We start from the raw sequence: 26,129 nt of genomic DNA, 5'->3' as shown, positions 1-26,129 counted from the left end.
TTACAACCCCATGAGCGACCTCAATGCTATTACCAGTATCGCTGCCAAGACCATGGTGACCGGGATGGACAGGAACCAAGAGACCACCAGGTCTTTCCCCACCCGCCAATGCACCAGCTTGCGGTTCTCCGCCGTGCCCACGCCCATCACGCCAGAGGTGATCACCTGGGTGGAGGACACCGGCGCTCCCAGCAGCGTGGAGAATAGCACGGTCAGTGACGAGTTGGCTTGAGCCACCAGGGCGTGCACCGGCCTGATCTTGAATATCTTCCGACCCACCGTCCTCATTATGCGGTAACCGCCGCCCAGCGTACCCAGGGCGATGGCCGCGGCACAGGCCACCCGAACCCACAGCGGCACATCCATGCTAGAGGACGATCCGAGCGCTATCAAAAGAAGGGCGATCAAAGCCATCTGCTTCTGGGCGTCGTTAGCCCCGTGAGCGAAGGTCTGCATGCCAGTGGTTATCCACTGCGCCCGCTTCAGGTCGGCGTTGACGCTGACCTTGGCCCGACGGAGGGCCAATTGTGCTACTTTCATCAGAATGTACCCTCCCCAGAACCCAAGCAGTACCGAGGCTATAAGGAAGGTCAGCACCTTGGTCACTCCAGTAAGGTGCCCTCCCAGCAGTTCCTCCCATCCCCAGTTCACCCCGGACAGGCCATGGAAGGCCAGGCCGACGCCTATCAGCCCGCCTATCAGAGCATGGGTGGACGACGACGGAATGCCGTAATACCAAGTGAACAGGTTCCAGGCGTTGGCGGCGACGATGGCGGCGAACATGGCCAGGGCCACGTCCTGCCCCACATCGTTGGTCAGCACGCCCTGCAAGGTCAGTGCCACCGCGCTCCCCCCGACCAGAGCGCCGACGAAGTTGGCGGTGGAGGCAGTGAGCAGCGCCCCCTTCACCGAGGCCGCCCCGGAGGAGACCATGGTGGCCACATCCGCCCCGGCGTCGTTGTAACCATTGGTGAAAGCGAAGAAGAGAGATAGCAGGATCCCTGCGACAGCCAGCACCGATAGTACGTCCATGTCCATCCTTCACATCCAGCCCTTGCGTCGGAAGTAGTAGAGCATCAGCAACGATACGCCGGTCATGCCGATCAACACCGCCGGATAGGCCAGTTCGTTGGTCAGTTCTGGCATGAACGCGAAGTTCATTCCGAATACACCTACGATGAAGGTCAGGGGGATGAATATGGTGGCTATGATGGTCAGCGTCTTCATTATCTCGTTCATGCGGTTGCTGACGCTGGACATGTAGACGTCAAGGAGCTCGGCCAGCATGTCCGTGTACGTCTCCACGACATCCATCACCTGGATGGTGTGGTCGTAGACGTCGCGCAGGTAGGTGTTGGTCCCCGGGGAAACCAGCTCGGTGTCCTGTCTCATAAGGGCGGCCACCACCTCCCTAATGGGCCAGATGGACTTGCGCAGGAAGAGCACCTCCCTTTTCAATCGATAGATATCACCCAGTATGTCTGGCTCAGGGTTATCGGACAGCCTCTCCTCGATGTCCTCCACCAGGTCCCCGACCTTCTCCAAGGCCGGGAAGTAATTGTCCACCACCAAGTCCAACATGGAGTATACCAGGTAGTCGGCTCCTAATTTTCTGATGCGGCCCTTATTATTGCGGACGCGCTCGCGCAATCCGCAGAAAACATCGCCCTCCCGCTCCTGGAAGGAAAGGACATAGTTCTTGCCCAGGACAAGGGAGAGCTGCTCGTAGGTGACCTCTTTGTCGTTCTCTCTCCGGTAGATCATTTTTACCACGAGATAGACGTACTTATCGTACATCTCCAGCTTCGGCCTCTGTCCCATGTGGAGTATGTCTTCCATGACCAGAGGGTGCAGACCGAAGGCCTCACCAAGCTGTCTTACCATGTCCACATTGGCCATACCGGAGAAGTTAAGCCAGGTGACGCTGGGGCTGTCCCTCAGAGGCAGACATTCCTCCAGGGTGACCCCGGTCTTCTCCAGCACGTCGGTCTCGGTATAGTCCAATAGGCATACGGTGGTAGGCGCCGGGCCGGTCTCTCCGATGTAGACCAGGGAGCCAGGGGGCATTCCCACCTTGGTCGTGGCTCGTTGGGTGTTAGCCTTGGTCTTCCCTGATTCCATAAGATCACTCCCTCGGTCTCAACCTAATGGAAACGGAATTTATACAATACCTTTGGCCGGTGGGAGCCGGCCCGTCGTCGAACACATGCCCGAGGTGCCCTCCGCAGTCCGGGCAAAGCACCTCGGTGCGCGCCATGCCATGGCTCAGGTCCCGCTTTTCCTCCACTTCCTCCGCCGGCTTGATGAAGCTGGGCCAACCGCATCCAGAGTCGAACTTGTCATCGGAGAAGAAAAGCACTTTGCCGCAGCCGGTGCACACGTAAGCGCCCTGATAGTGGCTCTTGAAGTATTTGCCGGTGAACGGGGCCTCCGTTCCCTTGTTGCGGAGCACACGGTACTCCTCCGCGCTCAGCTCCTTCCGCCATTCCTCCTCGGTCCTCTCCACCTTCCTGCCCATGTCCACCCCGGCATGATATGGATGGATGGGTTTATTTGGCTTGCTCCCCACCAGAGGATTAAAAACTCAGGGCTCCGATACGTTTGCGCATGAGCGTTCCCGCTGTCCGCTTCCGCGAGTTGAAGTATTACCGCCCCTGGTGGTTCGTTCTGATCATCCTGCTCGCCAGCGGTCTGGCCTGGTGGGCGGCGGTGACACAGCTGGTAATGGGCGAGCCCTGGGGCAACAACCCCGCCTCGGATGAGTTCGTGCTCGTGTTCTTCATCGGCTTCGGCATTCTGTTTCCGCTGATAATGTTCAATATGCACCTGACGATCACGGTCTCGGACGCGGTATACATCAAGCTTTGGCCGTTCATGCCCCGGGCCCGAATGCTATCCCCCCGGGACATCGACTCCTATCAGGCGATGGATTACGATCCTCTCTCCGATTACGGCGGCTGGGGGATCAAAGGGACGGCGTCCGATCGGGCCTACAATGTGTCCGAAAGGCGTGGAGTAAAGTTCAATTTGAGGGATGGCAGAAAGGTAATGATCGGTTCGCAGAGGGCCGAGCAGCTAAAGATGTCCGTGGACCTCATATCACGACCAAAGAAAACGTAAGCACTCGAAGGGGCCTTGACAGAAGTTCTTCAGCTACTTCTGCGCCACCCGCACAGCCACCTCGTTGTGCCGCAAGAATCCCGGGGTGAAAGGTGAATTGTAGCGGAGCAGGAACGGCCGCCCGTCCATCACGTAATTGGCTTCCTTTAGCTCGCCCAGCAGCTCATTGGTCATCCTCTGCACGTCGTCGCCGACGGCCTTCCCTCGGAAGCGCATGATGGCGAAAATGCCGCCCTTCTTAGTTTCCAGCACCACCCGCGGATCGCTGGGCTTCGGGGCTTGCGATACCTTGACCTCACTGGGCAGGATGAAGGACATGTGCCCTTCGGAGTCCGGGTCCGCCGGCTCCCCTGTACGGGTAACGACCGGAGTGGTCATGGACAGCTTCACTTGACCGTCGTTCTCCCCGCCGATGTACCTGAACAGGAGCTGGAAGGACTCGTCCTCTTCCATATCGTAGACCGTGGCCAGGACCAGTTCGTCGTAGCGTCTCAGCTCTGCCTCGCCCAGGTGCCTGACTACCTCGTACGGGATGCTCTTGACCATATGTCATCCACCTCCGGACCGCCCGCTCGCCTCGCTCGAGGTTAGCGCATTGATGTAATAACATTCACTGAAGAGATAATTAACCGCTTGGTATCGTCCACATTCATTCCTTGCTCACGTCCACCAGTGGGGTCAAAGACTCTACGGCGTGGGCGATGAAGTCCAGGTCTTCCAGGTGCAGCGTTATGGCCTTCTCCGAGCAACCGTGCGCGCAGCGGGCGCAGCCCTTGCACACGTCCTGATTGATTACCGCCTTACCACCTACGAGAGTGACGGCCTTGACGTAACAGCCTTCGACGCACTTGCCGCAGCCCACGCACTTCTCAGGGTCGACGGTGAGGTGCACCCCGGGCAAGCGCCTTATCTTGCTGGATATTCCAAGGTCCAGCTGGGGGAGCATCTTCCACAGGCAGCAACAGGGGCAGCAGTTGCAGATGGTCATGAGGTCCTCCTTCGGGGTGGCGGAGGTCCACACGCTGTCTATCTTGTTCCGCCCGATGAGGTGGACCAGCCCGGCCTCCTGGCAGTGGTCCAGATGTGCCAGCGCCTCCTCCTTGCTGACCAGACGGCCCAGCTGGGGGTCTATCTTTAGAACAACTTTCCCCAGGAACAGGCAGCCCAACTCTCACGGATAGTCCTGGCAGTGAGCCGAGGTGCGGCATATGCAGTAGTTCATGAGGAAATGGTAGCGGGAGCCCTCCACGAAGTGGCGCACGACCTCGGAAGGGACCATGGCGTCCTCACGGACTTGGTCGGGAAGGTCCAGGGAGATGTCCACCATTCTGCCGGTGGTCTCCTTGGGCAGCACGTATATGTCATCGCCCTCGAAGAACGCACGGTCCATCATCCTTCCCAGGAGAGGCCACCGGGTCAGATTGGCCAGCCTGAAACGATAACGGAAACCGCCCTTGATGATGCGCACGTAAAGCATGGTCTTGCGGCCCAAGCGTCCACCTTTCAAAAGTAATGGGCCGGAGGCATATAGAACGATTACCCAGGTCCAGTGCCAGCCCCGATCGGGAATCGTCCCCACATTCCAGAGCCAATTGACTTTAGGTGGGGGTTCAACGCTTATTAACTGGGAAGTACATGCTCGCCCAGATGGAGATCGAGGAAGTGGCCAAGGCGCTGTCGTCGGACACCCGCCTAAGGATACTCAAGATAATGGCCGAGGGAGAGGCCTCTGCGGTGCACGTCTACAAGATGTACAACGAGAGGTTCCCGGAGCGCAAGGAGAGGGCGACCATCTATCGGGAGCTGGAGGTGCTCTACAAGTCCAACTTCCTGGTGAAGCTGTACAAGGGGGAGAGCAAAGAGATAGTGTACCGCCTGGCCGCCCGCAGTATCAACCTCGACCTCATCAAGCAGACCGCCTGTGCCGGCCCTTGATCCTTTCCCCGATATTCTCGTTTCATATGCTCTGAACCTGTATCATCAGGGTGTATCTGGTTACACGGGCGTGTAACAAACCCTTATACCCCTGCAAGAGGTTGGAGTATTCAGCGGTGAAGACCGCTACAAGGAGGAAATTATATGACCACTGTCGAATTAACTTTCGGCGTTCCGGACAAGGTCGCTGAAGAGGTAAAGAAGAAGTTCCCCAACGAGAAGGACGCACTGCGCGTGACCAAGGCCAACCCCAACTTCCCGCCGTACTACTCCGTCGGAGACCCCAGGGCCAAGCCCGAGGAGATCACCGTTGACGGAAAGAAGTACTGGGTATACCGCTGCTTCCAGGGCTGATCAAGCCCTCAAAACTTTCCCGTCAAACCTTTTAACTAATCCATTATTCTGAGTTCTTTGCATTACGGGATTATCATTTTACCCCATGCCGGCCTAACATACAACGAAAACGTCCATGATATCCGAGTATGTGTTCGGCCCGGTGCCGTCCCGCAGGTTCGGGAGGTCCCTAGGCGTCAATCCGCTGCCGCGCAAGACCTGCAACTACTCCTGCGTGTATTGTCAGCTGGGAAGAACGCCGAAATTGCAGGCCGAAAGGGTGGCGCTTTACGAGACGGCGGAGGTCATCGCCGACGTGAAGAAGGCGATCGATTCTGGGAATGAGATCGACTACGTCACCTTCATGGGGGATGGAGAGCCGACCATAGCTTTGAACCTGGGAGAGATGGCCGAGGGGGTCCGCAGGTTCTGGGACGGGAAGATGGCCCTGATCACCAACGGGTCCATGTTCCGCCTGTCCGAAGTGCGGGCGGCCGCGTCTTATTTCGATGTGATTTCCCCGACCGTTTCCGCCGGGGACGAACGGACCTTCCGCCGATTGCACCGGCCCCCGCGGTCGCTGAAGTTGGACGATGTCCTGGAAGGCCTTCGGCTACTGCGCGATGAATATCACGGGCAGATATGGGCGGAACTGATGCTGGTGCAAGAGGTTAACGATTCGCTGCCCTCTCTACTGAACATACGCAAGGTGATGAGGCAAGTAGGCGCCGATCGGGTGTACGTGAACGCGCCCATACGGCCGCCGGCGGAGAGCTGGGTAAGGCCTCCGACCAAGGAGGCGCTGCAGCAGGTGTTCGATGTCTTCCCCGAGGCCATAGACATGACCGGACCAGAGGAGGGCCCGTTCATAAGGAACAAGGAGGAGCGTGAGGCCGAGCTGGTAGAGATCGCCAAGAACCACCCCTTGCGCGAAGACCAGGCCCTGGAGCTGCTGGCGTTCGCCATGGGAGAGGAGGAGGCCAGGGAGGGCCTACGAAGGCTTGTGGACACGGGCAGGCTGCGGCCAACGAAGTATTCCGGCAAAACGTTCTACAGCGTGCCATTGGACCTCGACCGCCCCGCCAGCGATCATTGATTAGATTTAAAAGATGTGTGCATCCCAGGGCGCGCGTCAATCGTTTAAAATAATTTCCTTGCGCATGTCCCAGGGTCAGGTGAGCTCAGTTGGTAGAGGTGCGTTTGGTCACCATGACCAAGAAGGAGTTCAAGGCCATGGTGGAAGGGGGCATAAGACGGTACGCCGACGAGAACGTCAAGGCCGGGTATTGGTCCTCCTACAACTCATTGGAGAGGTCCCGCGAGGCCCACGACAACCTGCTGCCGAACGGCTCGCACACCGAAGGTCACCATTTCTACACCGCCAAAGATTCCGAGACAGACGTACCGGTCGGCCACGTCTGGATCCGAGTAGAGCCCGGAGAAGAGCGGCGCGGATTCATCTTCACGGTGTTCATCGAGGAAGGGTTCCGCGGGCGGGGCTACGGGAGGGCTATGATGGAGGCGTTGGAGGCCAAAGCCCGCCTTATGAAGATCAGCTCCTTGGCGCTTCACGTGTTCGCCTACAACGATGCGGCCAGACACCTCTACGAATCGCTGGGCTACGATACCATGAGCCTGAACATGCTCAAAAAGATCTGAGCCGCGCACATCCGACGTATAGGGCTCAGACCTTCTTCAGGTCCTTGAACTGCCAGCCGAATATCGTCACGAAACAGTTCCACAGATCGACCGAGCGGTCCTTGTACTTCGAACCGAACATGCGCTGGCAATCGAAGTCATTCGAGTCGTCCATGAGCACCACGTGATCGTACCTCCAATCCTCTACCATCAGGTAGGCGATGAAGGCCGCGTAGGGGTGGGTGGTCGGGTCGGCCGCGTCCACGGGTATGTGCTCGGGCACCACGAACTCTTTCTTGGTATGATTGAACAATCCGTATCTCACTCCCATTTCCTTACCTCGTTCTTCCATTTCACACATGGCAGGTCCTTGATAATTAATGTGTTCCTGGTAGGTCGAGGGGATCGGGCTCAAGGTTAAATCACGCCTGTGGCATCCCTTCTAACGATGCGCTGCACCCATTGCACCAAATGCTGCCAGGACACTCAGATGGAGCTGTGCCAGGCGGACATATCCAGACTGGTGCGGCGTGGATACTCCGAGGGGGAGTTCATGATCATAGGCCAGGACCGCATACCTCGGCTCAGGAACGTGAACGGTCACTGCTTTTTCTTTGACCGCGATCAGGAACGCTGCCGGGAATACGCCGCCCGACCGCTTGGATGCAGCATCTATCCCGTGAACTTGACGGACGAGGGCGATATCATCATTGACGACCTGTGCCCGGAAGGTCGGACTCTTACCAAAGAGGAGGTCCGGGAGAAGGGAGAGCGTCTGCGCAGACTGCTGGATACAATTGACGCCGAAGCGATCAAGAGGCAGGATCGGATCGAACAGTGATTATTATACGACTCATCCGGACCGCCAAATTTAAATATGGTTCTGAAACTGACCGACGGTCGGTCAATGAACAGACGCCGCAGTACTACCATGCTATCGAGCCGCCAGGACGAGTTCCTAGAGACAGCTCTTTCTCTCTTCAAGGAAAATGGGTTCGAGAACACCTCCATAGATGACATCGTGGGGTCCATGGGCGTTTCCAAAGGCCTGTTCTATCACTATTTCGAATCCAAGGAGGAGATGCTCAGGAACATCGTCCTCAGGACGCTCGACGAGGTCGACTCGTCGGTGGCCAAGATCATGGAAAAAGAGGGGCTTAGCGCCCTGGATCGGTACGCGGCGTTGATCTCGGTAAGTTCCGGGGTCAGCGAGCGCTCCAAGGACCTGGTATCTTTGTTCCGGCAGGAACGGAACCAGGCTATCCATCTGCTCATGGAGGAACGTGCCAGGGTGTCCATGGTCCCCGTTTTGCAGCGTATAATCGAACAGGGGAACGAGGAGGGCGTTTTCCACGCCCAGCACCCTTTCGAGACGTCCGTGGCCCTGCTGGCATCCATGAACTGGCTGCGCGACATCTATATGACCTCAGTTAGAACAGATTCGACCGAAGCTCGGCTCAAAGTGATGCAGGGACTTATCGAGAGGCTCCTGTGCATGGAACCCGGCTCGTTCACCCTGCTCGAAGAGATGGGCCGCTTCGATCAAGACGGTAAGGTAGCTCAAAATTCATAGTCAAGGGCGGATCACATGTTCAAAAAGAAGAAAGCTGAAGAAGGTCCGAACCACAAGGTCGAGACAGACCAGGATATAAAGGCCAAGAAGACCAGGACCTTCATCATGATAGGGCTGGGCTTAGGCATGCTGCTGGCCAGCCTGGACCAGACCATCGTGGGTACTTGCCTCCCCAAGATCGTCGGCGAACTGGGCGGCATGAACCTGTACGCCTGGTTGTTCATCGGTTACATGCTGGCCGAGACCGTGACCATTCCCATAGCCGGGAAGATGTCCGACCGCTTTGGGCGGAAGCCGGTGTTCCTCACGGGAATGCTGCTGTTCCTGGCCGGGTCCATATTAGCTGGCATGTCCAATAGCATGGAGATGCTCATCGTTTGCCGTTTCATCCAAGGATTCGGCGGAGGTGCTATGATGCCAGTGACCATGGCCACGGTGGCCGACCTATACGCTCCTACGGAAAGGGGTAAGATACAGGGCATGCTCGGTGCCATATTCGCCGTGTCCAGTGTCATCGGTCCCTTCCTGGGCGGTTTCATAGTGGACAACATGAACTGGCGCTGGGTGTTCTACGTGAACATTCCCGTGGGCATACTGGCCATATTGGTCACCACCCTAAAGTTCCCCGTGCTGAGGAAGGATGATGCGTTGCCCATCGACTACCCGGGAATGCTGACCTTGACCTCCACGCTGGGCCCTGCTCTGTTGGCGGTCTCCTGGGGTGGAAGTACTTATGCCTGGGACAGCTTGGAGATAATCGGCCTGGCGGTACTGGCCATCAGCTCGCTGATAGCCTTCATCCATATCGAGAGGAAGGCCGCCGACCCCATACTGCCACTGCACATGTTCAAGGAACCGATATTCAGCATCGGGAGCATTGGCTTGTTCATAATGTCCTTCGGTTTGTTCGGTGTGATATCGTACCTACCGTTGTTCCTACAGGCTATCATTGGCATGAGCGCCACCAACAGCGGTGAGACCCTCATTCCGTTGATGATGGGGGTTATGGCCACCAGCCTGGCCAGTGGGTTCCTCCTGAAAAGGACCGGCTATAAGCCCTGGTTGTTGATAGGACCGCCCATCGCCGCCGGTGGACTTTATCTATTGTCCACCTTGCATTCCGGCAGCTCACAAACGGATGCCATTGTCTTCCTGATCATCACCGGCATGGGACTGGGAGCGGTCATGTCCAACTTCATCGTTGCCGCCCAGAACGTCATGAGGAAGAAGGAGATGGGAGTGGTTACCTCATCGATGAGCCTGTTCCGAAGCATCGGTGGGACCATAGGTGTCGCCGTCCTGGGAGCCATAGTCAATGCCAAGATGGCGACGGAACTGAACTCCAACCTAACCCCGGCGGCCATGGCCAGCCTCCCGACCACGGACGTCAATAGCATCGGCGGGTTGCTCCTCTCGGCGCAAGCGGCATCCATACCCACCGAGGTCCTGGGGTCTATACGGGACTCGCTCAGCAACAGCATCAGCTATATGTTCTTCATCTCCTCGATCATCGTGCTATTCGCGCTTGTCGCCAGCGCGTTCGTCAAGAACGTGCCGCTAAAGAGCGCCGAGGAGTACCACGAGATCGAGGTGAAGGACTTGGCAAAGCCCGGGAACGAAGCCACCACTCCTGAAGCAGGTTCAATGATCAAGAAAAAAGGGGAGTGAAAACCTTTTCATCCATCTCATCTAAGAAATATCATGACAGAGAATAGTAAGGTGTTGACATGTTTCCGTACAAAAAAATACTGATACCTACCGACGGTAGCAAGAACAGCAATAAGGCCCTCGAGCATGGACTTCAGATAGCCAAGCTTTCGAACGCTGAAGTGACCGCCCTGAGCGTGATCGATATCAGCAAACCGAGTTCCCGGGTCCAGAGCATGACCTCTATGCCCCTCGGAAACCCTGAGGCGGACGTCGCGGACGCCGCAGTGAAAGAGGCCACCGAGATGGCGAAAGCTATGGGTATCAAGATAACCCCCGAGGTCAAGATGGGCAGCCCGGCCTTTGACATCATCGCTATGTCCGATAAGTTCGACCTTATCGTCATGGGCACCCAGGGCCGCACCGGATTACCGCACCTGCTCATCGGCAGTGTGGCTGAAAAGGTGGTCCGCGAGGCCAAGTGCCCGGTGCTGGTCATCAAGGCCATGAAGTGAGCCATCCCTTGGTCCAATTCACCAACTCCCCGGAGAACGAAGGTCCGGGGGAGGTGCGCTTCATCATGGAAACGCAGGCCACCAAGATCTTCGGGGACATACGCCTGGACCTTCTGTCGGGAAAATGGCCTACATCGATGCATACGAACCCCATCTCGCAGAGCACGATAGAGCTTGGATTCCGCAGAGGTACCTTCCTCAACATTTTCCCGTCCAAGGATTTCGACACGATATCCAGTTCCATCGGTTCTGACATAAAAAACCCTTTGGTCCCTGGGAACATTTTCGATGACACGGTCCATAGCATTGGCCAGATATGAGGAGCTTGATAGAATAAAGTGAAAATGGTTTAAATGGGGCTTACGCCCCAGAAAGGTTTAGCACCTAAGTGCTTAGAACCGGTCCTTCGGCTTGTGCTTCTGGAAGCAGTCCCTGCAATAGACAGGCCTGCCCTCAGTCGGTTTAAAAGGTACCTGAGTCGCTGCTCCGCAGTCGGAACAAACAACGTCGTGCATCTCGCGGGGTCCATCGTTTCTTGGGCGGTTGTATCCGCCGGAATTACCTCTGTTTCCGTACATTACTAAACTACCTACTGTTGTTATATCTCGCTTCCTTGTGGTTGCGGGATAAGGATGCCATATTTCCTCTAGTATTTAACTGGATGCATTCTAACAATTTTTCAAAGAATTATTCATTAACAATAAATAAATTGATTAGAAATAGGTAGCGGAAAGAGAGTTCCAGCATTATCAAAAGACCTTCATTTTTGTTATAATGCGTAAAGGAATAAAGGCAGTTTCGAGGAAGGTATACTTGCAAGCGAGCTCTGAGGGGGCATCGATTTCCGGACCGGATGGTTGGAAATAACATGCGGAGTAATTTTTAGATATGTGACATCGAATAACACTCACATAGCCATTCACGAGGCCATTGCATGAAAAGTATGGTAGTTTTCGACAGCGTGTACGGCAACACCAAGATGGTGGCCGAAGCCATAGCAGATCAGATAAAGGCCGACGGGAACGAGGCCGTTCTGGTGAACTTGAAGGATAACTCCAAGCCTTCTTTGGACGGGGACATAATGTTCGTCGGTTCACCGACCAGGATGTTCAAGATGACCTCGGCCGCAAAGAACTTCGTCAAGGACCTGAAGTCTTTGGGCTGGAAGGACCAACCCATCGTCATGTTCGACACCATGATGGGCGTACCTGAGGACATGGCCGAGAGGAACAAGGGCTCTTGGGCCACCAAAGGGGCGGCTCCAAAGCTCAGGGACCTGGCCAAAGCTGAGGGTCTCAAAACTCAGGAGGCCGTGCTGCACATAGGGGTCACTGGAATGAAGGGGCCATTGACCGCGACAGGCCAGGATGAGGCCAAGCAATTCACGAAGCAGGTACTGGCCGAACTGAAGAAGTGATCTGTCAAACCCATTAAACCTTTCTTAATCAGGCACTAATAAAGGACGATTCATACGTCCCCTTAGACAATTTTCAGGCCGAATGGATGTTGCAGAAGTAGGTACGCTGGATTTAGAGGTCGTTGCATCTATCGCTAAATATATGATTAGTGCATGAGGTCGGATCTCATCAACCAGGATTGGATGAAGATATCATAAATAAGGAATCGTCGATGCGAATATGTGGAAAGCAAACGGGACACCGCCGGCCGCTTCCTTCTCATCCTTGGGTCATTGGCAGCGCTGGCAATATTATCCTCCACAATGTCCAAGAATCCTGCATTGCCGTTGCTGGCGCTCCACATCGGTGCCACTGATGCGCAGATTGGGCTCATTTCTGCCATCAGTCCGATCCCTGGTATTCTAGTCAGCGGCATTGCCGGTGCCTATTCCGACAAGCACGGTAGGGCACGGATCATAACCCTCTCCCTCCTAATATTCGCTACCGCCCCATTCCTTTACCTCTTCATCACCGAGGTTTGGCAGCTGGCGCTCGTGAGGTTCTATCACGGGTTCGCCACCGCGATGTTCATGCCCGTGGCCACGGCAGCGGTGGCCGACCGTTATGATTCATCGGTCAGAGGCCAAGCCATGGGAACCTACTCCTCGTTCACTATGGTGGGCAGGTTCATGGCGCCCTTCCTCGGTGGGACATTGCTCTTCTATACCAGCTTCTTCTCCCTCTACCTGATCATCGGCATCACCGCCGTCATGGCCCTGGTGTTCTCTCTGCTTGTTCCTTGGGAGGGGAAGGGGGCGACCGCCCACGCCAAAAAGTTCGAAGGGTCTATGATCTCGGCCCTAAAAAATGTGGTAAAGGAGCGTAAGATCATGGTCACATCCTCGATGGAGGCGCTGCAGTACTTTGCCATGGGCGCCTTCGAGACGTTCCTGCCCATCTACATGAGCAGCATGCTTCATTTCAACGCGCTGGAAATAGGTTTTGTAATGGGCATTCAGGTCGTAGCCATGCTCATGGCCAAGCCATTGATGGGAAGGATGTCCGATAAACATGGAAGGGTGCAGTTCATCGTCGCCGGTCTGCTATTGGGAGCGGTCACCATGACGCTCATGCCCATATCCTCAAACATCCTGATCCTATCCGTTCTCTCCATAGGGTTCGGGCTCACCGTGGCCACGGTCACGGCGTCCACTTCCGCCCTGGTGACGGAGATAGCTGGCTCGTCGTCCCATGGGTCCTCCATCGGTGTCCTGAGCTCGGTCATGGACATAGGCCATTCATTAGGGCCGCTCGTGACGGGCATGATGATCGGAGCGATATCGTTCATGGCCGGCTTCGGCCTGGCAGCGGTCCTCTTGATCGTAGGGGCTGTCATCTTCGCGTTGAAGATGCACGTACCCATCACCGTTAGTACGCACATTTAAATACTGAAATCGCAACCACTGTTCGAAATCAAATTCGTCTTTTTACAGGGCGTTTTTCAATTTCCTCATAGAGTGAACATCGTGACAACTTTCACAGATCTACAGATCTCAAAGGAGATCATCAGGGCAATGAACGGCATGGGGTGGACAGAGCCCACACCCGTGCAGATAGAAGCGATACCGTTAGGCCTCAAGGGCGGCGACATGTTCGCCCAGGCCCAGACCGGGACGGGAAAGACCGGCGCATACGGGTCCATAATACTGGAGAACATCAAGCCCGGGATGCGGTTCGCATCCGCGTTGGTCCTGGTTCCCACCAGGGAACTGGCCAATCAGGTCTCCGAGGAGCTTACCAAGCTCTCCAAGTTCACCGGTCACAGATGCATCCCCATCTACGGGGGAGTGGGCATCGAGCCTCAGATAGCCAAGCTCAGAAGGGGTGTGGACATCGTAGTGGCTACACCTGGCCGGACCAAGGACCTCATTAACCGGAACGACCTGGACCTTTCCAAGATATCGGTCGTGGTACTGGACGAGGCGGACCGTATGCTGGACATGGGTTTCATCAGGGACATCAATTTCATCTTATCGAAGGTGCCCAGGAAGAGGCAGTCGCTGCTGTTCTCCGCGACCATGTCGCCGGATATTAAACAATTGGCAATGCATCAGATGGTCAACCCCCAGGAGATACTGGTCTCCAAGGATAAGCCGGTCCTGGACCTGACCAAACAATATTACATCATATCGGACAAGGACTCTAAGCGCGACACGCTCTGCACCATCCTCGACACGAACAATCCCAAGGCCATTGTGTTCTGTCACACCAAGCACAAGGTCGATCAGCTGACCAGGAAGCTAATGGCCTACAATTACCGCGTCGGCGCGATACACGGCGATGTGGCCCAGAACAAGAGGGAAAGGGTCATCAAGAGCTTCAAGGACGGTTCAATCAAGATACTGGTAGCTACTGACGTAGCCGCCCGCGGACTGGACATCGACGCCGTGGACTGTATTATCAATTTCGACGCGCCGAGCGATCCGGACACCTACATTCACCGCATCGGACGCACGGGCAGGGCGGGGAAGGAAGGCACCTCGGTATCGATATTCCTGCCCGAGGAGCGCGGCATGATCAGGGACATCCAGCGCAGGACCGGCAAGCCCATTGACTTGTTAGACATAGAGATCGTGCACCGGCCTGAACCCGAGATCAAGAGGCCCTTTCCCATCCATAACGCTCCCCGAGGAAGAGGGCCAGCGAGCCCGCCCACAAGGACGAACCGGAACAGACCTGCGTACAACAGGTAAGGGAGTTCCATCTGTATTGGGAAAGCAAAAAGAAGCTGGTTCCCTACCAGCAATAAAGCCCCTTCGATAGAATCAAAATCGAGGCAGCTTGAAATTGTTGAAGTGCGGGCGCCAGGATTTGTCCGACACGATAACCAGTAAGTCAATTTTTTTAATTAATCAGAGGATTATCGACTTAAACCCATTTCTTTTTATTTATAAATATATATCATATATAATAACTCTCTAATTCGTTTGTCTTCAATTGATAAAAAATAGATTTATACAATATCTATATCTTACTTTCTTGTTCTCTTGTATAATAGGTATGTATTACGGGGAAAGGGATTCGAACCCTTGAACCGCTAGGGACAGAATCTTAAGTCCTGCCAACACGAAAAAAATGATTGTACAGATCGATATTAATATGCTACTGAAAACTCACAATTTTAAGCCTTGCCGAAGATGTTTTTCGTGTCCGTGCAGACCGTTGATGCCTTTATAAGTGCAATAATCCCTGATAATAGAATGAAGGACCCCGGGGGCTTGGGCCTATTTTCGAAAACCACCCCACAGTAATATAATATTGGCTGCAATGGACCTCAAGGTTTCCCACTTTCGCCAGATGATATCCATCAATGGCACTGATTTTACAAAGTGGGAATTTTGCAGACCTTCATTTTTCTCTCCCAGTAATGATTGCTTGAATGAATATGGCAGTAAGGAAGCCTAGCACTAGATAGCCCGTGACGGATTCGAACAATGTGACCCCTTGACCAATGCCGATGGGGATGATTTCTGATGAACCAAGCGTTGTAAAAATGAGACCGCTATAATACATCGAATCCTCAAAACTGACATTGATCACGCTAGTGCTTAAGAAATCGCCCGCTGGATCAGCCTTTTCTAATAGACCGTTGACGTAATAAACCGTGGCAAATGTGTATATTATCAATACAATGGTCAGGAAGATCAAGCCCAAAGGCACTCTCGACTCTTTTTTTGACAATCCCTTGCCGAATTACCGATTCGACCAGAATCATGATGATCAGTATGAGGGGGATTATGATGACTACCGATGAGATCGCCCTAAGCACCACGATTACCTCTAAACCTAACAAGAATGTCAAGATGATGGTTAGAAGATAGAGCAAGATTGGTATTGAAATTATTAAAATGATTCCCGAACCAGCTTTCTTGAGTCTTGGGTCCGATTGTCTTTTTGCAAATGTGTGTACGACTATGATCATCAGACTGAAGACTATGGTCAGCCCGGAGAAGACTGTAATTGACTCTAATTGACGTGTTGTACTTTCATTCGGACCGCCCAATAATGGAACGATGAGGAAAATTGAAAAAAATGTTAGAATAATGATCTTTGATAGTTTGTTAGAATGAAGGATGAGCTGATGAAAAAAATCAAAAACCCCACTACTCGAATAATAATGATTTAATCTATCCTCTTTGTAAATCATGAGGTTCAATTTTCCTAGTATATAACTCAATTATATTATTTTGTACTTATTGATAGTATATGAGAGGTGTCTACGAAAATCTAATTATCCATAAATATTTATAAAAATTGGGCAGGGGAAAGGATTCGAACCCTTGAACTATAAAGAATAGAATCATGAGACTTAAAATTAATAGAATTATTATCTCAGGAATCATAAGTAAAATTATTTTTTTAAAAAAAGGAGATTCTTTTTAATGCTATAAAATGTAAAAAAGGTTAATTCTAAACTTTAAATTTCATCGGAAATTAAGATAAACTAGTAGTTTCAAACCAATCCTACTTGGGGGAGAGTAAGATGTTTAATGCCGAAGAATAAAGATATCATTGATTAATCGGGTATGTGGAAAGGGATATAATTATGACCTCATTCACCATTGAAGAGCAGAACCAGGTGCTTGATCATCTGATTGATTCAAGACGAACGGTCCGCAAGTTCAAAGCACAGAGCCCTCCAAGACCTTTGGTAGAGATGGTCCTTCAGGCCGGTCTCCTTGCTCCTTATGCCCAGCTCAGCGTAACCCGAGAAGACTTTCGACGGTTCGTGATAATCCCTCGGGAAAGTGATGCGACCGCTAAAGTAATCTCACTAATGAAGCATCGAGGTGCCATCCTGTCCGAAGAGCTGGGGGAACGGATGCAGCATGATGCTTTTCAAAGAAGTCGTGGGGAGCGGTACCTTGGCATGCTGAGGATGACCAGCCAGCAAGGACCACCCAACCTGGGGAAGGCGCCGTACTATGTCGTAGTAGCCGAACAGAGAGGTGTTCCTGATGTGGCACAGCTTTCCCTGGCCCACTGCCTGGAGAACATGTGGCTGAAGGCCAACGCCCTTGGACTTGGCTTCCAACTTTTCTCTATCACCGAACGGATGGCTGAGGACAAGGAGTTCTGTGAGCTCCTCGGCATTCCTTTCGGGGAGTATGCCCTAGATGGCTGCTTACTCGGTTACCCAGATGCTTCCCCTGCACTATCTAAAAGGCCATCAATGGACGAGGTTACAAGATGGATTTGACCACTCATAAAAGTGTCAATATCTACTTAGGGGATTACTGGAAAAGCTGATTGGCGTCATTAGTATTTATGAAAAAGCATCGAAATATACGAAATCCCCTAATAATATCAATACATGACTCAACCTAATGCCCCCTTTCCCATGTTCTAAAGGATAGCGGTCTAGATGTTTACATTTATTCGATGCGGATAAATAAATCGAACCACTATTTTCCACAGCCATACTAAATAAATCTAAGTGCGGGGGTAATATATAGAATTGAAAAAAGCCTACCTCACAATCATTATGATAAGTATATAGATTGAAAATGACCATTTTCTGAACTGTTCTCGATTTTCCCTTGGAAGAAGGTGGAGGGGATGACGTATTTCTCCGATTTATCAGCATAATCCGAATGTATGAAAATAGGATTGGAAAGCAATGGCATAAAGAAGCAATATCTCTCGCAGGTGATCCTGGGAAGCCTCATACCCGCATGAATGGGGTTGGAGCCAATTTTTTAAGGCAATACTAATTCTGTGAACCAATACTTTTCCTGTTTCAGTTTGTTTTTAACGACAACATCAATCCTTTGTTTGAACAGGGGACAATTCAAAACAAGAGTATGAAACTCGCCGTTCTCACCGCAGGCATCAACACCTAGTGTATCTAATTCATCGGTGAGTTCTTCATTCATAATTTTTCCTAAAAATTGCTCGCCCAATGTTTCATTGCAGCTGACGATCATTGTTTCGATGCCGCTGCTCATCATTTGCATCATCAAGTTTCTGCTGTCTTGTTGCCAGAGTGGTAAAATGGCTTTTATTCCCGCATCGGCGCATACTTTTTCTTCCCAATCCCTATGCGGTTGTAGATTAATATCTCCAAACACCGCATATTGTAATTGATACTGCTTTTGCAATAGTTGCAAGGTGCCAATAAATTTTTTCTCATAATCTTTCCAACTGCTGCTGATGAAATGAATGGGCAACCCTGCTGCACTTGCCTGTGCTTGTAATATAGCCGAAGGAATACCATGTGACCGGGAAATCTTTCCTTCTTCATTCAATACATTCAATAAAATTTTAGGTGTATAACCATTTTGAATAGTTTTCATTAATGCAAAACAACTGTCTTTTCCGCCACTCCAGCTGCATGCAGTATTTTTATTGTTCATTTTCTTGAACTTCATTAACTTGAACTATCGGCGTTGATATTTCTAAGGTTCTATTGGGAATATATATTTATTCATTACGATTTAATGTTGTAGCATACGAACCTCAAGTATAGCAGGAGGTACATCTCTTGTTTTGGTTCTCTATTCTGACTTCGACAGTCGATCTCGTTGAATTCAATAGATGCTCAATTTCTCTGAAAATTATCACGACCAAGTGTCGATCTCAGGACAAACGGTGGTTTCGATGGGCAACGGGCTAAAAAGAGGTTCTATTCGAACTTCAACGCGGTCAACAAGGCCATTTTGGCTGAATATCTGTGTTCGACCTAGTTGAAAACGCCCGAAAACGGGCGTTTTCGATGAGGTTAGAACACCGAAAAATCATCTGTCAAATTCTAAAAGCAGTGAATATTCTCAAGATCAACTGTCGAATTCAGGATAAAAAAATCAGCTCAGAATAAGGTTAGTATTCATTTTAACAATGTTAATAAATGAATTTTACAGAATGAGCACCCATTGATCATATAATAGCCCCCCGACCGCATGCCACGGACAATCGTCTAACAGCGTTCCGGACCTCGGTCGGGGAAGAACCGTTCAACGTCATCGCTACTAACGACGAACCTACGATCACTCCGTCCACGCCCGCCTCCTTTGCCATCTGAACATGCTCTGGTCCGGAGATGCCGAAACCCGCGGCCAAGGGAACGTCATCCCTTGCCTTCCTGGCCCGCTCCACCATGCGTCGGAGGTCATTTGTATCGACCACCCCTCCCCCGGTGACACCAGTGCGGGTAACTAAGTACAGAAAACCGGATGTGGCATCCATCAGCGCATGGTTACGATCGTCCGGGGTCAGGGGGGTGCTCAACTGCACCAAGTCCAAACCCTTTTGCGAACATGTACGACGCAGTGATTCGCCTTCATGCAATGGTAGGTCGGGTACGATGACGCCTTCCGCTCCCACTTTCAAGCAGGCAGAGACGAACCTTTCCTCCCCCATGCGGAATATGAGGTTGTAGTAGCCCATGAGCACCAGGGGCCTGGTGGTCCTTCCCCGGAGCTGTCTCACCATTTCCAGTACCATGGGCGGGGTCACCCCGTTCTCCAGCGCCCTGACCCCCGCCTCCTGTATGACCGCCCCGTCGGCCAACGGATCGGAGAAGGGTATGCCTATCTCCAGAACGTCCGCCCCGCCCTCCAGGCAGGCCATGGCCATGTCGATGAAGCCCTCGGGGGAAGGGACGCCGGCCATGAGATAGCAGACCAGTGCCGTCCGGCCTTCCCGCCGCGCCTCGGCGAACGCCTCGCTCAGCCGGCTCATCCCACCACTCCCAGGCCGAACACGGTCTCCAGGTCCTTGTCCCCGCGGCCGGAAATGGTGATGACCACCAATTGGTCCCGGCGCATGCCCGAAGCCTCCCGCATCCCGGCATGCACGGCATGGGCGCTCTCCAGCGCCGGTATTATGCCTTCCACCCGGGACAGCGTCACAAAAGCCTCCAGGGCCTGTGCGTCCGTCACTCCGACGTACTCCGCCCGCTTGATATCCATAAGAAAGCTATGCTCCGGACCCACGCCCGGGTAGTCCAGACCTGGGGCGAGGCTGTAGGTCTCTTTGATCATGCCATGTTCGTCCTGCAGCAGATAGGACTTGCAGCCCTGCAGCACGCCCACCTCGCCCCGGGACAGGGTGGCCGAATGGCGTTCGGTCTCCAGACCGTCACCAGCCGCCTCCGCGCCCAGCATGCGCACCCCCCGGTCCTCGATGAACGGATGGAAGGTGCCTATGGCATTGCTCCCCCCTCCCACGCAGGCCACCAGCAGGTCCGGTGAACGGCCCTCGGCCTCCATCAGCTGATGCCTTATCTCCCGTCCGATTATGCTCTGGAAGTCCCGGACCATCGTGGGATAGGGATGCGGTCCGGCCGCCGTGCCCAGTAGATAGTAGGTGCTCTCCACGCTTCCTGCCCAGTCCCGCAACGCCTCGTTTATCGCGTCCTTCAGCAGCCGGGAGCCGGAGCGCACCTCGTGCACCTCCGCCCCCATGAGCTTCATGCGGAAGACGTTCATGCGTTGCCTGGCCACGTCCTTCTCTCCCATGTATATCTCCGCCCTCATCCCCAGCACCGCCGCGGCCATGGCCGTGGCCGTCCCATGCTGACCCGCCCCCGTCTCGGCGATGAGGCGTCCCTTCCCCATGCGCTTGGCCAGCAGCGCCTGTCCCATCACATTGTTGAACTTGTGCGCCCCGCCGTGGCAGAGGTCCTCCCTTTTCAGGTATATCCTGGCCCCGCCGCACATCTCCGTCAATCGTTTGGCGAAGTACAGGGGGGTCTCCCTCCCGCCGTAATGACGGTTGAAGTCATCCAGCTCCCTGACGAACTCGGGATCCGCCCTGGCGGCGACGTATTCCCTCTCCAGTTCCTGCAAGGCCGGCACCAGCACCTCCGGCACGTATTGTCCGCCATAAATTCCGAACCTGTCCTTCATCCGTCCTCACCTCTGACCTTCATGATCAGCTCTCTCACTTTTACGGGGTCCTTCCCCGCCTCCCCCTCCACGCCGCTGGACACGTCCAGGGCGAAGGGGGACACCTTCCTCACGGCATCTACGGCGTTCCCGGGGGTGATCCCCCCGGCCAGCACCACCGGCAGAGGATCCACCTCGTCCCTTATGGCCCGACTCAGGGTCCAGTCATGGACCTGCCCGTTGCCCCCAGGCATCTTCCCTGGGGAATCCAGCACCAATGCATGAATGGAGTTCAAGGCCTCGCGGTCAAGGCAGGCTCCGGGGCGAACGGTCATGACCCCCCACACCGGGACCCCCAGATCCCTCGTGCTCTCCAGGAGCTTCCTGTCAAAAGGTGAGTGCAGCTGCAGAGCGTCCGGGTCCAGCCGGCGGACTATCCCTTCCAGCTCCCTCCGTCTTGTCTCCGTGGTCACTACCACTCTCAGATTGCCGCAGCAGGACATGAGGTCCGAGGCAGTACCAAGGTCCAGGCTCCTCGACGAATCTGTGAACACCACGAATCCCAGGTAGTCGGCTTCACGGCAGCTCTCCAGGTCGGCGCGGTGGCGCATGCCGCATATCTTGATCGCGGTCATCTTCCCACCTTCAGCGACAGCAGCTTGTCCCGTGGGCTGGGCGTGCCGCTCAGGGCGGAGCCGATGAGCACGCAGGAAGCGCCCAGGTCCCGAGCCCGGCACACGTCCTCCCTGGTGTCCATCATGCTCATGGCCATGGCCGGTCGGCCGCCCTCCCCGATCAGGCGCAGGGCTTCACCGAGCGCATCCGGGCCCTGGCGGAAGGTGCGCAGGTCCCGCCGGTTGAAGGCCAGGACGTCGGCCTCGGACGTCATCGCCCCCTGCACCTCCTCCAGGTCGGACGCCTCCAGCACCACTTCCAACCCTAGGCGGTGGGCTTTTTCGATAAGGTCGTCCCGCCCGGAAGCCAATCCACGTTCGAATATTCCTTCGATGAGCAGTATGGCCGAAGCGCCCAGACGGGCGGCGGCCTCCACCTGCCTGACATCGACCACGAAGTCCTTCATCATCACTGGCAGGCCGGTACGTGCAGCCAGCTCCAGATATCGGAGCGACCCCTTGAAGTACCGTGGCTCGGTGATGACGGACAGGGCGGCCGCCCCTCCTTGGCAGTAGTCGTCGATCAGTTCCTGGGCCAGGTGCGGGCCGAGCCGTCCAGCGGTGGGGGAGGCCAGCTTTATCTCCGCCAGGATAGGGAAGGAAGGGTGCTCCCTCACCACCTTGGTCAGTGAGGCCGGGCCGGCCCCGGGCGATCCGCCAGGACGCACCGCAGGATCGGAATAGAAACCACATCCCACCAGTTCCTGGGCGTTGCTCACCAGCAGCGACAAACGGTCCTCCACGTCGCTGAGCATCACGACGCCCCCCTGCTGCTGGCGATCACATATTCCCTCATCTTGGCGAAGGCCTTCCCGCTGTCGATGGTCATCTCCGCCAAGGAGAGCCCCGAGGCCAGGCTGCTGGTCTTGCCGAAGGCGAAGAAGGCGCAGGCGCAGTTCATGAGGACCATGTCCCGGCGCTCGTTACGACGACCCCGCAGCACATCGGTACAACAGCGGGCCGCCGCCTGGAGGGCCAGCTCGCCAACGGATCTGGGCTGACAAGGTTTCATCCCTATCTCTTCCAGGGTTATCTCGTACCTCTCGACGGTGCCGCCCCTGAGCTCGGCCACCTGAGTGGCGCCGCAGGGTGATACCTCGTCCATTCCCGGCTGGCCATGGACTACCAACGCCCGGTCCACTCCGAGAAGGTCCAGGACCGCGGGCACGACGTCCAGCAGCGCCGGGGAATGCACGCCCAGCAATTGCCGGCGGGGCCCCAGCACCGGGTTCATCAACGGCCCCATCACATTGAAGACGGTGTGTACGGGCACCATCTTTCGCGCCTTGACCACGTGGCGCATGGCCGGATGGTAGGCCGGGGCGAAGAGGAAGGTAAAATCGATCCGGTCCAGCATTTGTGTCGTCTGCTCCGTGCCGGGGGAGATGTCTGCGCCCAGCGCCTCTAACATGTCGGCACTGCCGCAACGTCCCCTCGAGGAACGGTTGCCGTGCTTGGCCACTGGGACCCCGGCCGCGGCCAGGACGAAGGAACTGATAGTGCTGACATTGAAGGTCCGTACCGGGGCGCCCCCGGTGCCGCACAGGTCCATGACCATAGGATGCTTCGTGACCACCCGTTTGCACTGGGGGTAGAACACCGATATCATGCCCATGAGGTCCTCGGCGCTCTCCCCCCTGCGCACCATCTCCTTCAGGCGCTCGGCTATGACCTGGTCGGATATCTTCTGATTGAGTATCTCGCAAGCGAAACGGTGCGCCTGGACCGTCCTCTCGGCCTGGGTCATGCCCCTCGCTCCAAAGATGAGACGAAGTTGTCCACGATGTCCTGCCCGCGCTCGGTGAGCACCGATTCGGGATGGAACTGCAGCCCCTCTATCGGATACTGACGATGGCGCAGGCCCATGACCGTGTCGTCCTCGCTGCAGGCGGTCACTTCCATGCACGAGGGGAGGTCCTCCTCCTGCACGCACAGGGAATGATACCTTCCCACGATCAGCGGCGAGGGCAGCCCCCGGAACAACCCCCGGCCATCGTGGCTGATGGGCGTGGATTTTCCGTGGAGGGGAGTACGTGCCCGGACCACCTTCCCGCCGAAGGCATGGGCAATACCCTGATGTCCCAGGCAGACGCCGAGCGTGGGGATGGACGGGGACAGTGTGCGAAGTAGCTCCACGCACATGCCAAAGTCTCTGAGGTTGGCCGGGTGCCCTGGGCCCGGGGATATGACGATGCCATGATACCTCCCCTCGACGGCCTTCAGGTCCAGCCGGTCGTTCCTGACCACATGCGGTTCAGCGCCGGCCGCGGCCAGGGAGTGTGCCAGATTATAGACGAAGGAATCATAGTTGTCGACCAGCAGCACATGCGGTCTCACGCTCCTCCCCCCTGGCAGATCTGCAGAGAGCGGTGCATCGCGCCTAGCTTGCTCTGGCACTCCTGAAATTCCCTTTCTGGGACGGAGTCCAGCACGATGCCCGCACCAGCCTGCAGGGAGATGCGGTCGCCGTTCACGAAGGCCGACCGTATGGTGATCGCCGTGTCCACGTCCCCGCTATCGGACAGGTAGCCAACAGCGCCCGCATAGGGCCCTCTTCCCCGTCCCTCCAAGGACTCTATCAGTTGCATGGCCCGGTGCTTAGGCGCGCCGCTTACCGTCCCGGCGGGGAAGACCGCGGCCAGGGCGTCCAAGGCGTCCCGGTCGCTCCGCAATATGCCCCGCACCCGAGAGACCATGTGCTGCACGTGGCTGTACTCCTCCACCCGCATGAGGTCCGCGACCTCCACCGATCCGTACTCGCAGACCTTGCCCAGATCATTACGTGCCAGGTCCACAAGCATGATGTGTTCGGCCCTCTCCTTCTCGTCGGAGAGCATATCCCGGCGGTTGCTCCGTCGTTCCTTGAGGTCAGAGCCGAGCGGCCGGGTCCCGGCGATGGGATAGGTAATCACTTCCCTTCCTTTCACGGTAACAAGCGTCTCCGGACTGGAGCCCAGGACCTTCCGCTGGCCGAAGTCCAGGTAGAACATGTAGGACGATGGGTTGACCTGCCTCAGCTTGAGGTACAGCCCGAAGGGGTCCCCGGCGAAGCGGTACTCCTCGTGTCCTGAGAGCACCACTTGGAAGGCCTCGCCCTCCCTGATCCGTTGTTTGAGCGTCCCCACGCCGCGCTCGTACTCCTCCTCGGTGGTCCCGGATGTGCGCTCCAGCAAACGGAAGTTCTCCCCTTGCGGCACCTCGGCGGGCAGAGCGATTCCCTTTTCGCCCTCCGAATGGAACTGATAGACCTTGAAGGCGGAATGATCGTAGATCAGGCCTCGGTCGTACAACCCTAGCTCGTAGGACGGGAATCCCCCGTCCCGCAGGTGCAGGTCCTGCTCCACCGCATTGACCAGATGATAAGAGAAGTAACCAACCAGCCCGCCCATGAAAGGGAACGGGGACCTTGTGCGGTCCCTGGTGGCCATGACCTCGCGTAACCGTTCCACGCCCTGTCCGCCATCGCTCCGTACGATTTCCCTAGGACAGGCGCCAAGGAACGAATAGGCGACGGTGCGGGAGGCCCCCTCCGCGCTCTCCAACAGGAAAGAGGCCTCCGCTCCCTGCCGCAGCCTGGAGAAGGCTTCGGCCGGCGACAGGTGCAGGTCGACCTCTTCATAGACGATCTTCGGCGCTATATTCATGTAGATGTCTGCACATTAATGAACATATAAAAGCATTATTGATTTTAATAATACAGTAGATTATTATTATAGGCTATGCGTTTTGACGGAAACAACGATCGAAAGACCACTTTGGGAAGGCAAAAGGGATCAGTGCGCGGAATACGATGTTGCCTAGTAATCTCGGCCAAGGCCGCTCTGCGGAGGAATCCTTAGACATCCAGCCACGGGAGAACATCATCTGCAAGCCCAGGAGAACGACGATGGCGTTCCCAATGATAACCTAACCTTGACAGTTAATCAGACAATTTAGGCACAGTATTTTGATTGATCGAATCTCTGGCCACCGCTTCGAGGAGGTGGCCAAACAGATTTTAAACGAGTCCTCAACCCTGCTGTAATTTGTGCATAGATAGTCCAGGCTGAGGACGACTCAGCATGGATTGTTTTGTCACAAACTCAACCTAATGTTGAGGACACCCTTAATTTCTACCCATTCCGCTGAACGCTCGTGCGCCCAGCATCGAATAATGACTAAATTTTACTGAATTCGATACGATCAACTGTCGAGGTCAGGATATAACTTAACACCTTCTTGCAATCATAAAAAGGTTAGTTCAGTCTCGGTTTGATGAGGAGGTGATATTTTTAAAAAGATGTCTATAACCCCTATTATTCTGGTGCGGGGGAAGGGATTTACCCAACACGACAGCCAGTAATTGAAGTTTACATTTCAATCAGATGGTTTTTCACATAAACCCTTTATCATTTTTATTATTATATACA

General features: G+C 54.8%; 31 protein-coding genes. 14 read left to right on the top strand and 17 right to left on the bottom strand.

From position 1 onward, the window contains the following. Genes NT131_04885 through msrB form a run of 3 tightly spaced genes read right to left on the bottom strand, consistent with a single transcriptional unit; the run spans position 1 to position 2,518 of the window. Positions 1-1,032: an inorganic phosphate transporter gene (locus NT131_04885; protein MCX6650976.1), complete on the bottom strand. Its 1,032-nt coding sequence runs from the start codon at positions 1,030-1,032 to the stop codon at positions 1-3. Between the two features lie 9 nt (positions 1,033-1,041). After that, entirely contained in the window at positions 1,042-2,121 is a 1,080-nt protein-coding gene (corA, locus tag NT131_04880) for a magnesium/cobalt transporter CorA (protein ID MCX6650975.1), read from the bottom strand. A 4-nt stretch (positions 2,122-2,125) separates the two neighbouring features. Beyond that, positions 2,126-2,518 (bottom strand): peptide-methionine (R)-S-oxide reductase MsrB, encoded by a 393-nt coding sequence (msrB, locus tag NT131_04875; protein MCX6650974.1) that lies wholly within the window; start codon positions 2,516-2,518, stop codon positions 2,126-2,128. Between the two features lie 89 nt (positions 2,519-2,607). Between msrB and NT131_04870 the strand changes: the two genes are divergently transcribed. Continuing rightward, the gene (locus NT131_04870) at positions 2,608-3,120 is read left to right on the top strand and encodes a DUF6141 family protein (protein ID MCX6650973.1); all 513 of its coding nucleotides are present in this window, start codon (positions 2,608-2,610) and stop codon (positions 3,118-3,120) included. A 33-nt stretch (positions 3,121-3,153) separates the two neighbouring features. Here NT131_04870 and NT131_04865 read toward each other — a convergent pair whose 3' ends face one another. The 3 genes from NT131_04865 to NT131_04855 form a co-directional block, all read right to left on the bottom strand. Next, on the bottom strand, positions 3,154-3,666 hold the full coding sequence (locus NT131_04865) for a heme-binding protein (protein MCX6650972.1): 513 nt from the start codon (positions 3,664-3,666) through the stop codon (positions 3,154-3,156). 103 nt (positions 3,667-3,769) lie between these two features. Beyond that, positions 3,770-4,288, bottom strand: coding sequence for a 4Fe-4S binding protein (locus tag NT131_04860; protein ID MCX6650971.1), 519 nt, complete (start codon positions 4,286-4,288; stop codon positions 3,770-3,772). A gap of 3 nt (positions 4,289-4,291) precedes the next feature. Continuing rightward, positions 4,292-4,612 carry a hypothetical protein gene (locus NT131_04855; protein MCX6650970.1) on the bottom strand — a complete coding sequence of 107 codons (321 nt, stop codon included), beginning with the start codon at positions 4,610-4,612 and terminating at the stop codon, positions 4,292-4,294. 155 nt (positions 4,613-4,767) lie between these two features. On the opposite strand from NT131_04855, the gene NT131_04850 reads away from it, so the two are divergent. From NT131_04850 to NT131_04835, 4 genes are all read left to right on the top strand, one after another. Beyond that, on the top strand, positions 4,768-5,055 hold the full coding sequence (locus tag NT131_04850) for a transcriptional repressor (protein ID MCX6650969.1): 288 nt from the start codon (positions 4,768-4,770) through the stop codon (positions 5,053-5,055). Between the two features lie 144 nt (positions 5,056-5,199). Further along, the gene (locus NT131_04845; protein MCX6650968.1) at positions 5,200-5,409 is read left to right on the top strand and encodes a hypothetical protein; all 210 of its coding nucleotides are present in this window, start codon (positions 5,200-5,202) and stop codon (positions 5,407-5,409) included. Positions 5,410-5,524: 115 nt separating this feature from the next. Continuing rightward, positions 5,525-6,484, top strand: coding sequence for a radical SAM protein (locus NT131_04840; protein ID MCX6650967.1), 960 nt, complete (start codon positions 5,525-5,527; stop codon positions 6,482-6,484). 98 nt (positions 6,485-6,582) lie between these two features. After that, a complete protein-coding gene (locus tag NT131_04835; protein ID MCX6650966.1) occupies positions 6,583-7,047 on the top strand; it encodes a GNAT family N-acetyltransferase in 465 nt (154 codons plus the stop codon). A 25-nt stretch (positions 7,048-7,072) separates the two neighbouring features. Here the strand turns inward: NT131_04835 and NT131_04830 are convergent, their stop codons facing one another. Next, positions 7,073-7,357, bottom strand: coding sequence for a hypothetical protein (locus NT131_04830; protein ID MCX6650965.1), 285 nt, complete (start codon positions 7,355-7,357; stop codon positions 7,073-7,075). 117 nt (positions 7,358-7,474) lie between these two features. Between NT131_04830 and NT131_04825 the strand changes: the two genes are divergently transcribed. Genes NT131_04825 through NT131_04805 form a run of 5 tightly spaced genes read left to right on the top strand, consistent with a single transcriptional unit; the run spans position 7,475 to position 11,081 of the window. Further along, complete coding sequence (locus NT131_04825) at positions 7,475-7,867, top strand: YkgJ family cysteine cluster protein (GenBank protein MCX6650964.1); 393 nt, start codon at positions 7,475-7,477, stop codon at positions 7,865-7,867. 36 nt (positions 7,868-7,903) lie between these two features. Next, positions 7,904-8,599, top strand: a complete 696-nt coding sequence (locus tag NT131_04820; protein ID MCX6650963.1) for a TetR/AcrR family transcriptional regulator — start codon at positions 7,904-7,906, stop codon at positions 8,597-8,599. Between the two features lie 15 nt (positions 8,600-8,614). Next, positions 8,615-10,267, top strand: coding sequence for an MDR family MFS transporter (locus NT131_04815; protein MCX6650962.1), 1,653 nt, complete (start codon positions 8,615-8,617; stop codon positions 10,265-10,267). A gap of 59 nt (positions 10,268-10,326) precedes the next feature. Continuing rightward, positions 10,327-10,761, top strand: coding sequence for a universal stress protein (locus NT131_04810; GenBank protein ID MCX6650961.1), 435 nt, complete (start codon positions 10,327-10,329; stop codon positions 10,759-10,761). After that, complete coding sequence (locus NT131_04805; GenBank protein ID MCX6650960.1) at positions 10,758-11,081, top strand: hypothetical protein; 324 nt, start codon at positions 10,758-10,760, stop codon at positions 11,079-11,081. Before NT131_04810 ends, NT131_04805 begins: the two co-directional genes overlap by 4 nt. A 72-nt stretch (positions 11,082-11,153) precedes the next feature. Here NT131_04805 and NT131_04800 read toward each other — a convergent pair whose 3' ends face one another. Further along, complete coding sequence (locus NT131_04800; GenBank protein MCX6650959.1) at positions 11,154-11,276, bottom strand: hypothetical protein; 123 nt, start codon at positions 11,274-11,276, stop codon at positions 11,154-11,156. A 419-nt stretch (positions 11,277-11,695) separates the two neighbouring features. Between NT131_04800 and NT131_04795 the strand changes: the two genes are divergently transcribed. The 3 genes from NT131_04795 to NT131_04785 all read left to right on the top strand — a co-directional run bounded on the left by NT131_04795 (position 11,696) and on the right by NT131_04785 (position 14,911). Further along, a complete protein-coding gene (locus NT131_04795) occupies positions 11,696-12,178 on the top strand; it encodes a flavodoxin domain-containing protein (protein MCX6650958.1) in 483 nt (160 codons plus the stop codon). 222 nt (positions 12,179-12,400) lie between these two features. Beyond that, positions 12,401-13,603, top strand: a complete 1,203-nt coding sequence (locus tag NT131_04790; GenBank protein MCX6650957.1) for an MFS transporter — start codon at positions 12,401-12,403, stop codon at positions 13,601-13,603. Between the two features lie 81 nt (positions 13,604-13,684). Beyond that, entirely contained in the window at positions 13,685-14,911 is a 1,227-nt protein-coding gene (locus NT131_04785; protein ID MCX6650956.1) for a DEAD/DEAH box helicase, read from the top strand. A 655-nt stretch (positions 14,912-15,566) separates the two neighbouring features. Here NT131_04785 and NT131_04780 read toward each other — a convergent pair. Then, the gene (locus NT131_04780) at positions 15,567-15,866 is read right to left on the bottom strand and encodes an ion channel (protein ID MCX6650955.1); all 300 of its coding nucleotides are present in this window, start codon (positions 15,864-15,866) and stop codon (positions 15,567-15,569) included. 898 nt (positions 15,867-16,764) lie between these two features. Here NT131_04780 and NT131_04775 point away from each other — a divergent pair. Further along, positions 16,765-17,418 carry a nitroreductase family protein gene (locus NT131_04775; GenBank protein ID MCX6650954.1) on the top strand — a complete coding sequence of 218 codons (654 nt, stop codon included), beginning with the start codon at positions 16,765-16,767 and terminating at the stop codon, positions 17,416-17,418. A gap of 499 nt (positions 17,419-17,917) precedes the next feature. Here the strand turns inward: NT131_04775 and NT131_04770 are convergent, their stop codons facing one another. The 8 genes from NT131_04770 to NT131_04735 all read right to left on the bottom strand — a co-directional run bounded on the left by NT131_04770 (position 17,918) and on the right by NT131_04735 (position 25,364). Beyond that, a complete protein-coding gene (locus NT131_04770) occupies positions 17,918-18,589 on the bottom strand; it encodes a diphthine--ammonia ligase (protein MCX6650953.1) in 672 nt (223 codons plus the stop codon). A gap of 505 nt (positions 18,590-19,094) precedes the next feature. Beyond that, entirely contained in the window at positions 19,095-19,898 is an 804-nt protein-coding gene (trpA, locus tag NT131_04765) for a tryptophan synthase subunit alpha (protein ID MCX6650952.1), read from the bottom strand. Further along, entirely contained in the window at positions 19,895-21,067 is a 1,173-nt protein-coding gene (trpB, locus tag NT131_04760) for a tryptophan synthase subunit beta (protein MCX6650951.1), read from the bottom strand. The genes trpA and trpB overlap by 4 nt, the downstream gene beginning before the upstream one ends. Further along, entirely contained in the window at positions 21,064-21,681 is a 618-nt protein-coding gene (locus NT131_04755; protein MCX6650950.1) for a phosphoribosylanthranilate isomerase, read from the bottom strand. The genes trpB and NT131_04755 overlap by 4 nt, the downstream gene beginning before the upstream one ends. Further along, positions 21,678-22,475: an indole-3-glycerol-phosphate synthase gene (locus NT131_04750; protein MCX6650949.1), complete on the bottom strand. Its 798-nt coding sequence runs from the start codon at positions 22,473-22,475 to the stop codon at positions 21,678-21,680. The genes NT131_04755 and NT131_04750 overlap by 4 nt, the downstream gene beginning before the upstream one ends. Continuing rightward, positions 22,475-23,467 (bottom strand): anthranilate phosphoribosyltransferase, encoded by a 993-nt coding sequence (gene trpD, locus NT131_04745; GenBank protein ID MCX6650948.1) that lies wholly within the window; start codon positions 23,465-23,467, stop codon positions 22,475-22,477. Before trpD ends, NT131_04750 begins: the two co-directional genes overlap by 1 nt. After that, entirely contained in the window at positions 23,464-24,057 is a 594-nt protein-coding gene (locus tag NT131_04740) for an aminodeoxychorismate/anthranilate synthase component II (GenBank protein ID MCX6650947.1), read from the bottom strand. The genes trpD and NT131_04740 overlap by 4 nt, the downstream gene beginning before the upstream one ends. Then, a complete protein-coding gene (locus NT131_04735; GenBank protein MCX6650946.1) occupies positions 24,054-25,364 on the bottom strand; it encodes an anthranilate synthase component I family protein in 1,311 nt (436 codons plus the stop codon). Before NT131_04735 ends, NT131_04740 begins: the two co-directional genes overlap by 4 nt. Positions 25,365-26,129: the final 765 nt, after the last annotated feature.

The sequence above is a fragment of the Methanomassiliicoccales archaeon genome, assembly GCA_026394395.1.
Taxonomy (GTDB): Archaea; Thermoplasmatota; Thermoplasmata; order Methanomassiliicoccales; family UBA472; genus UBA472.
This window is presented reverse-complemented; position numbering and strand designations above follow the sequence as displayed.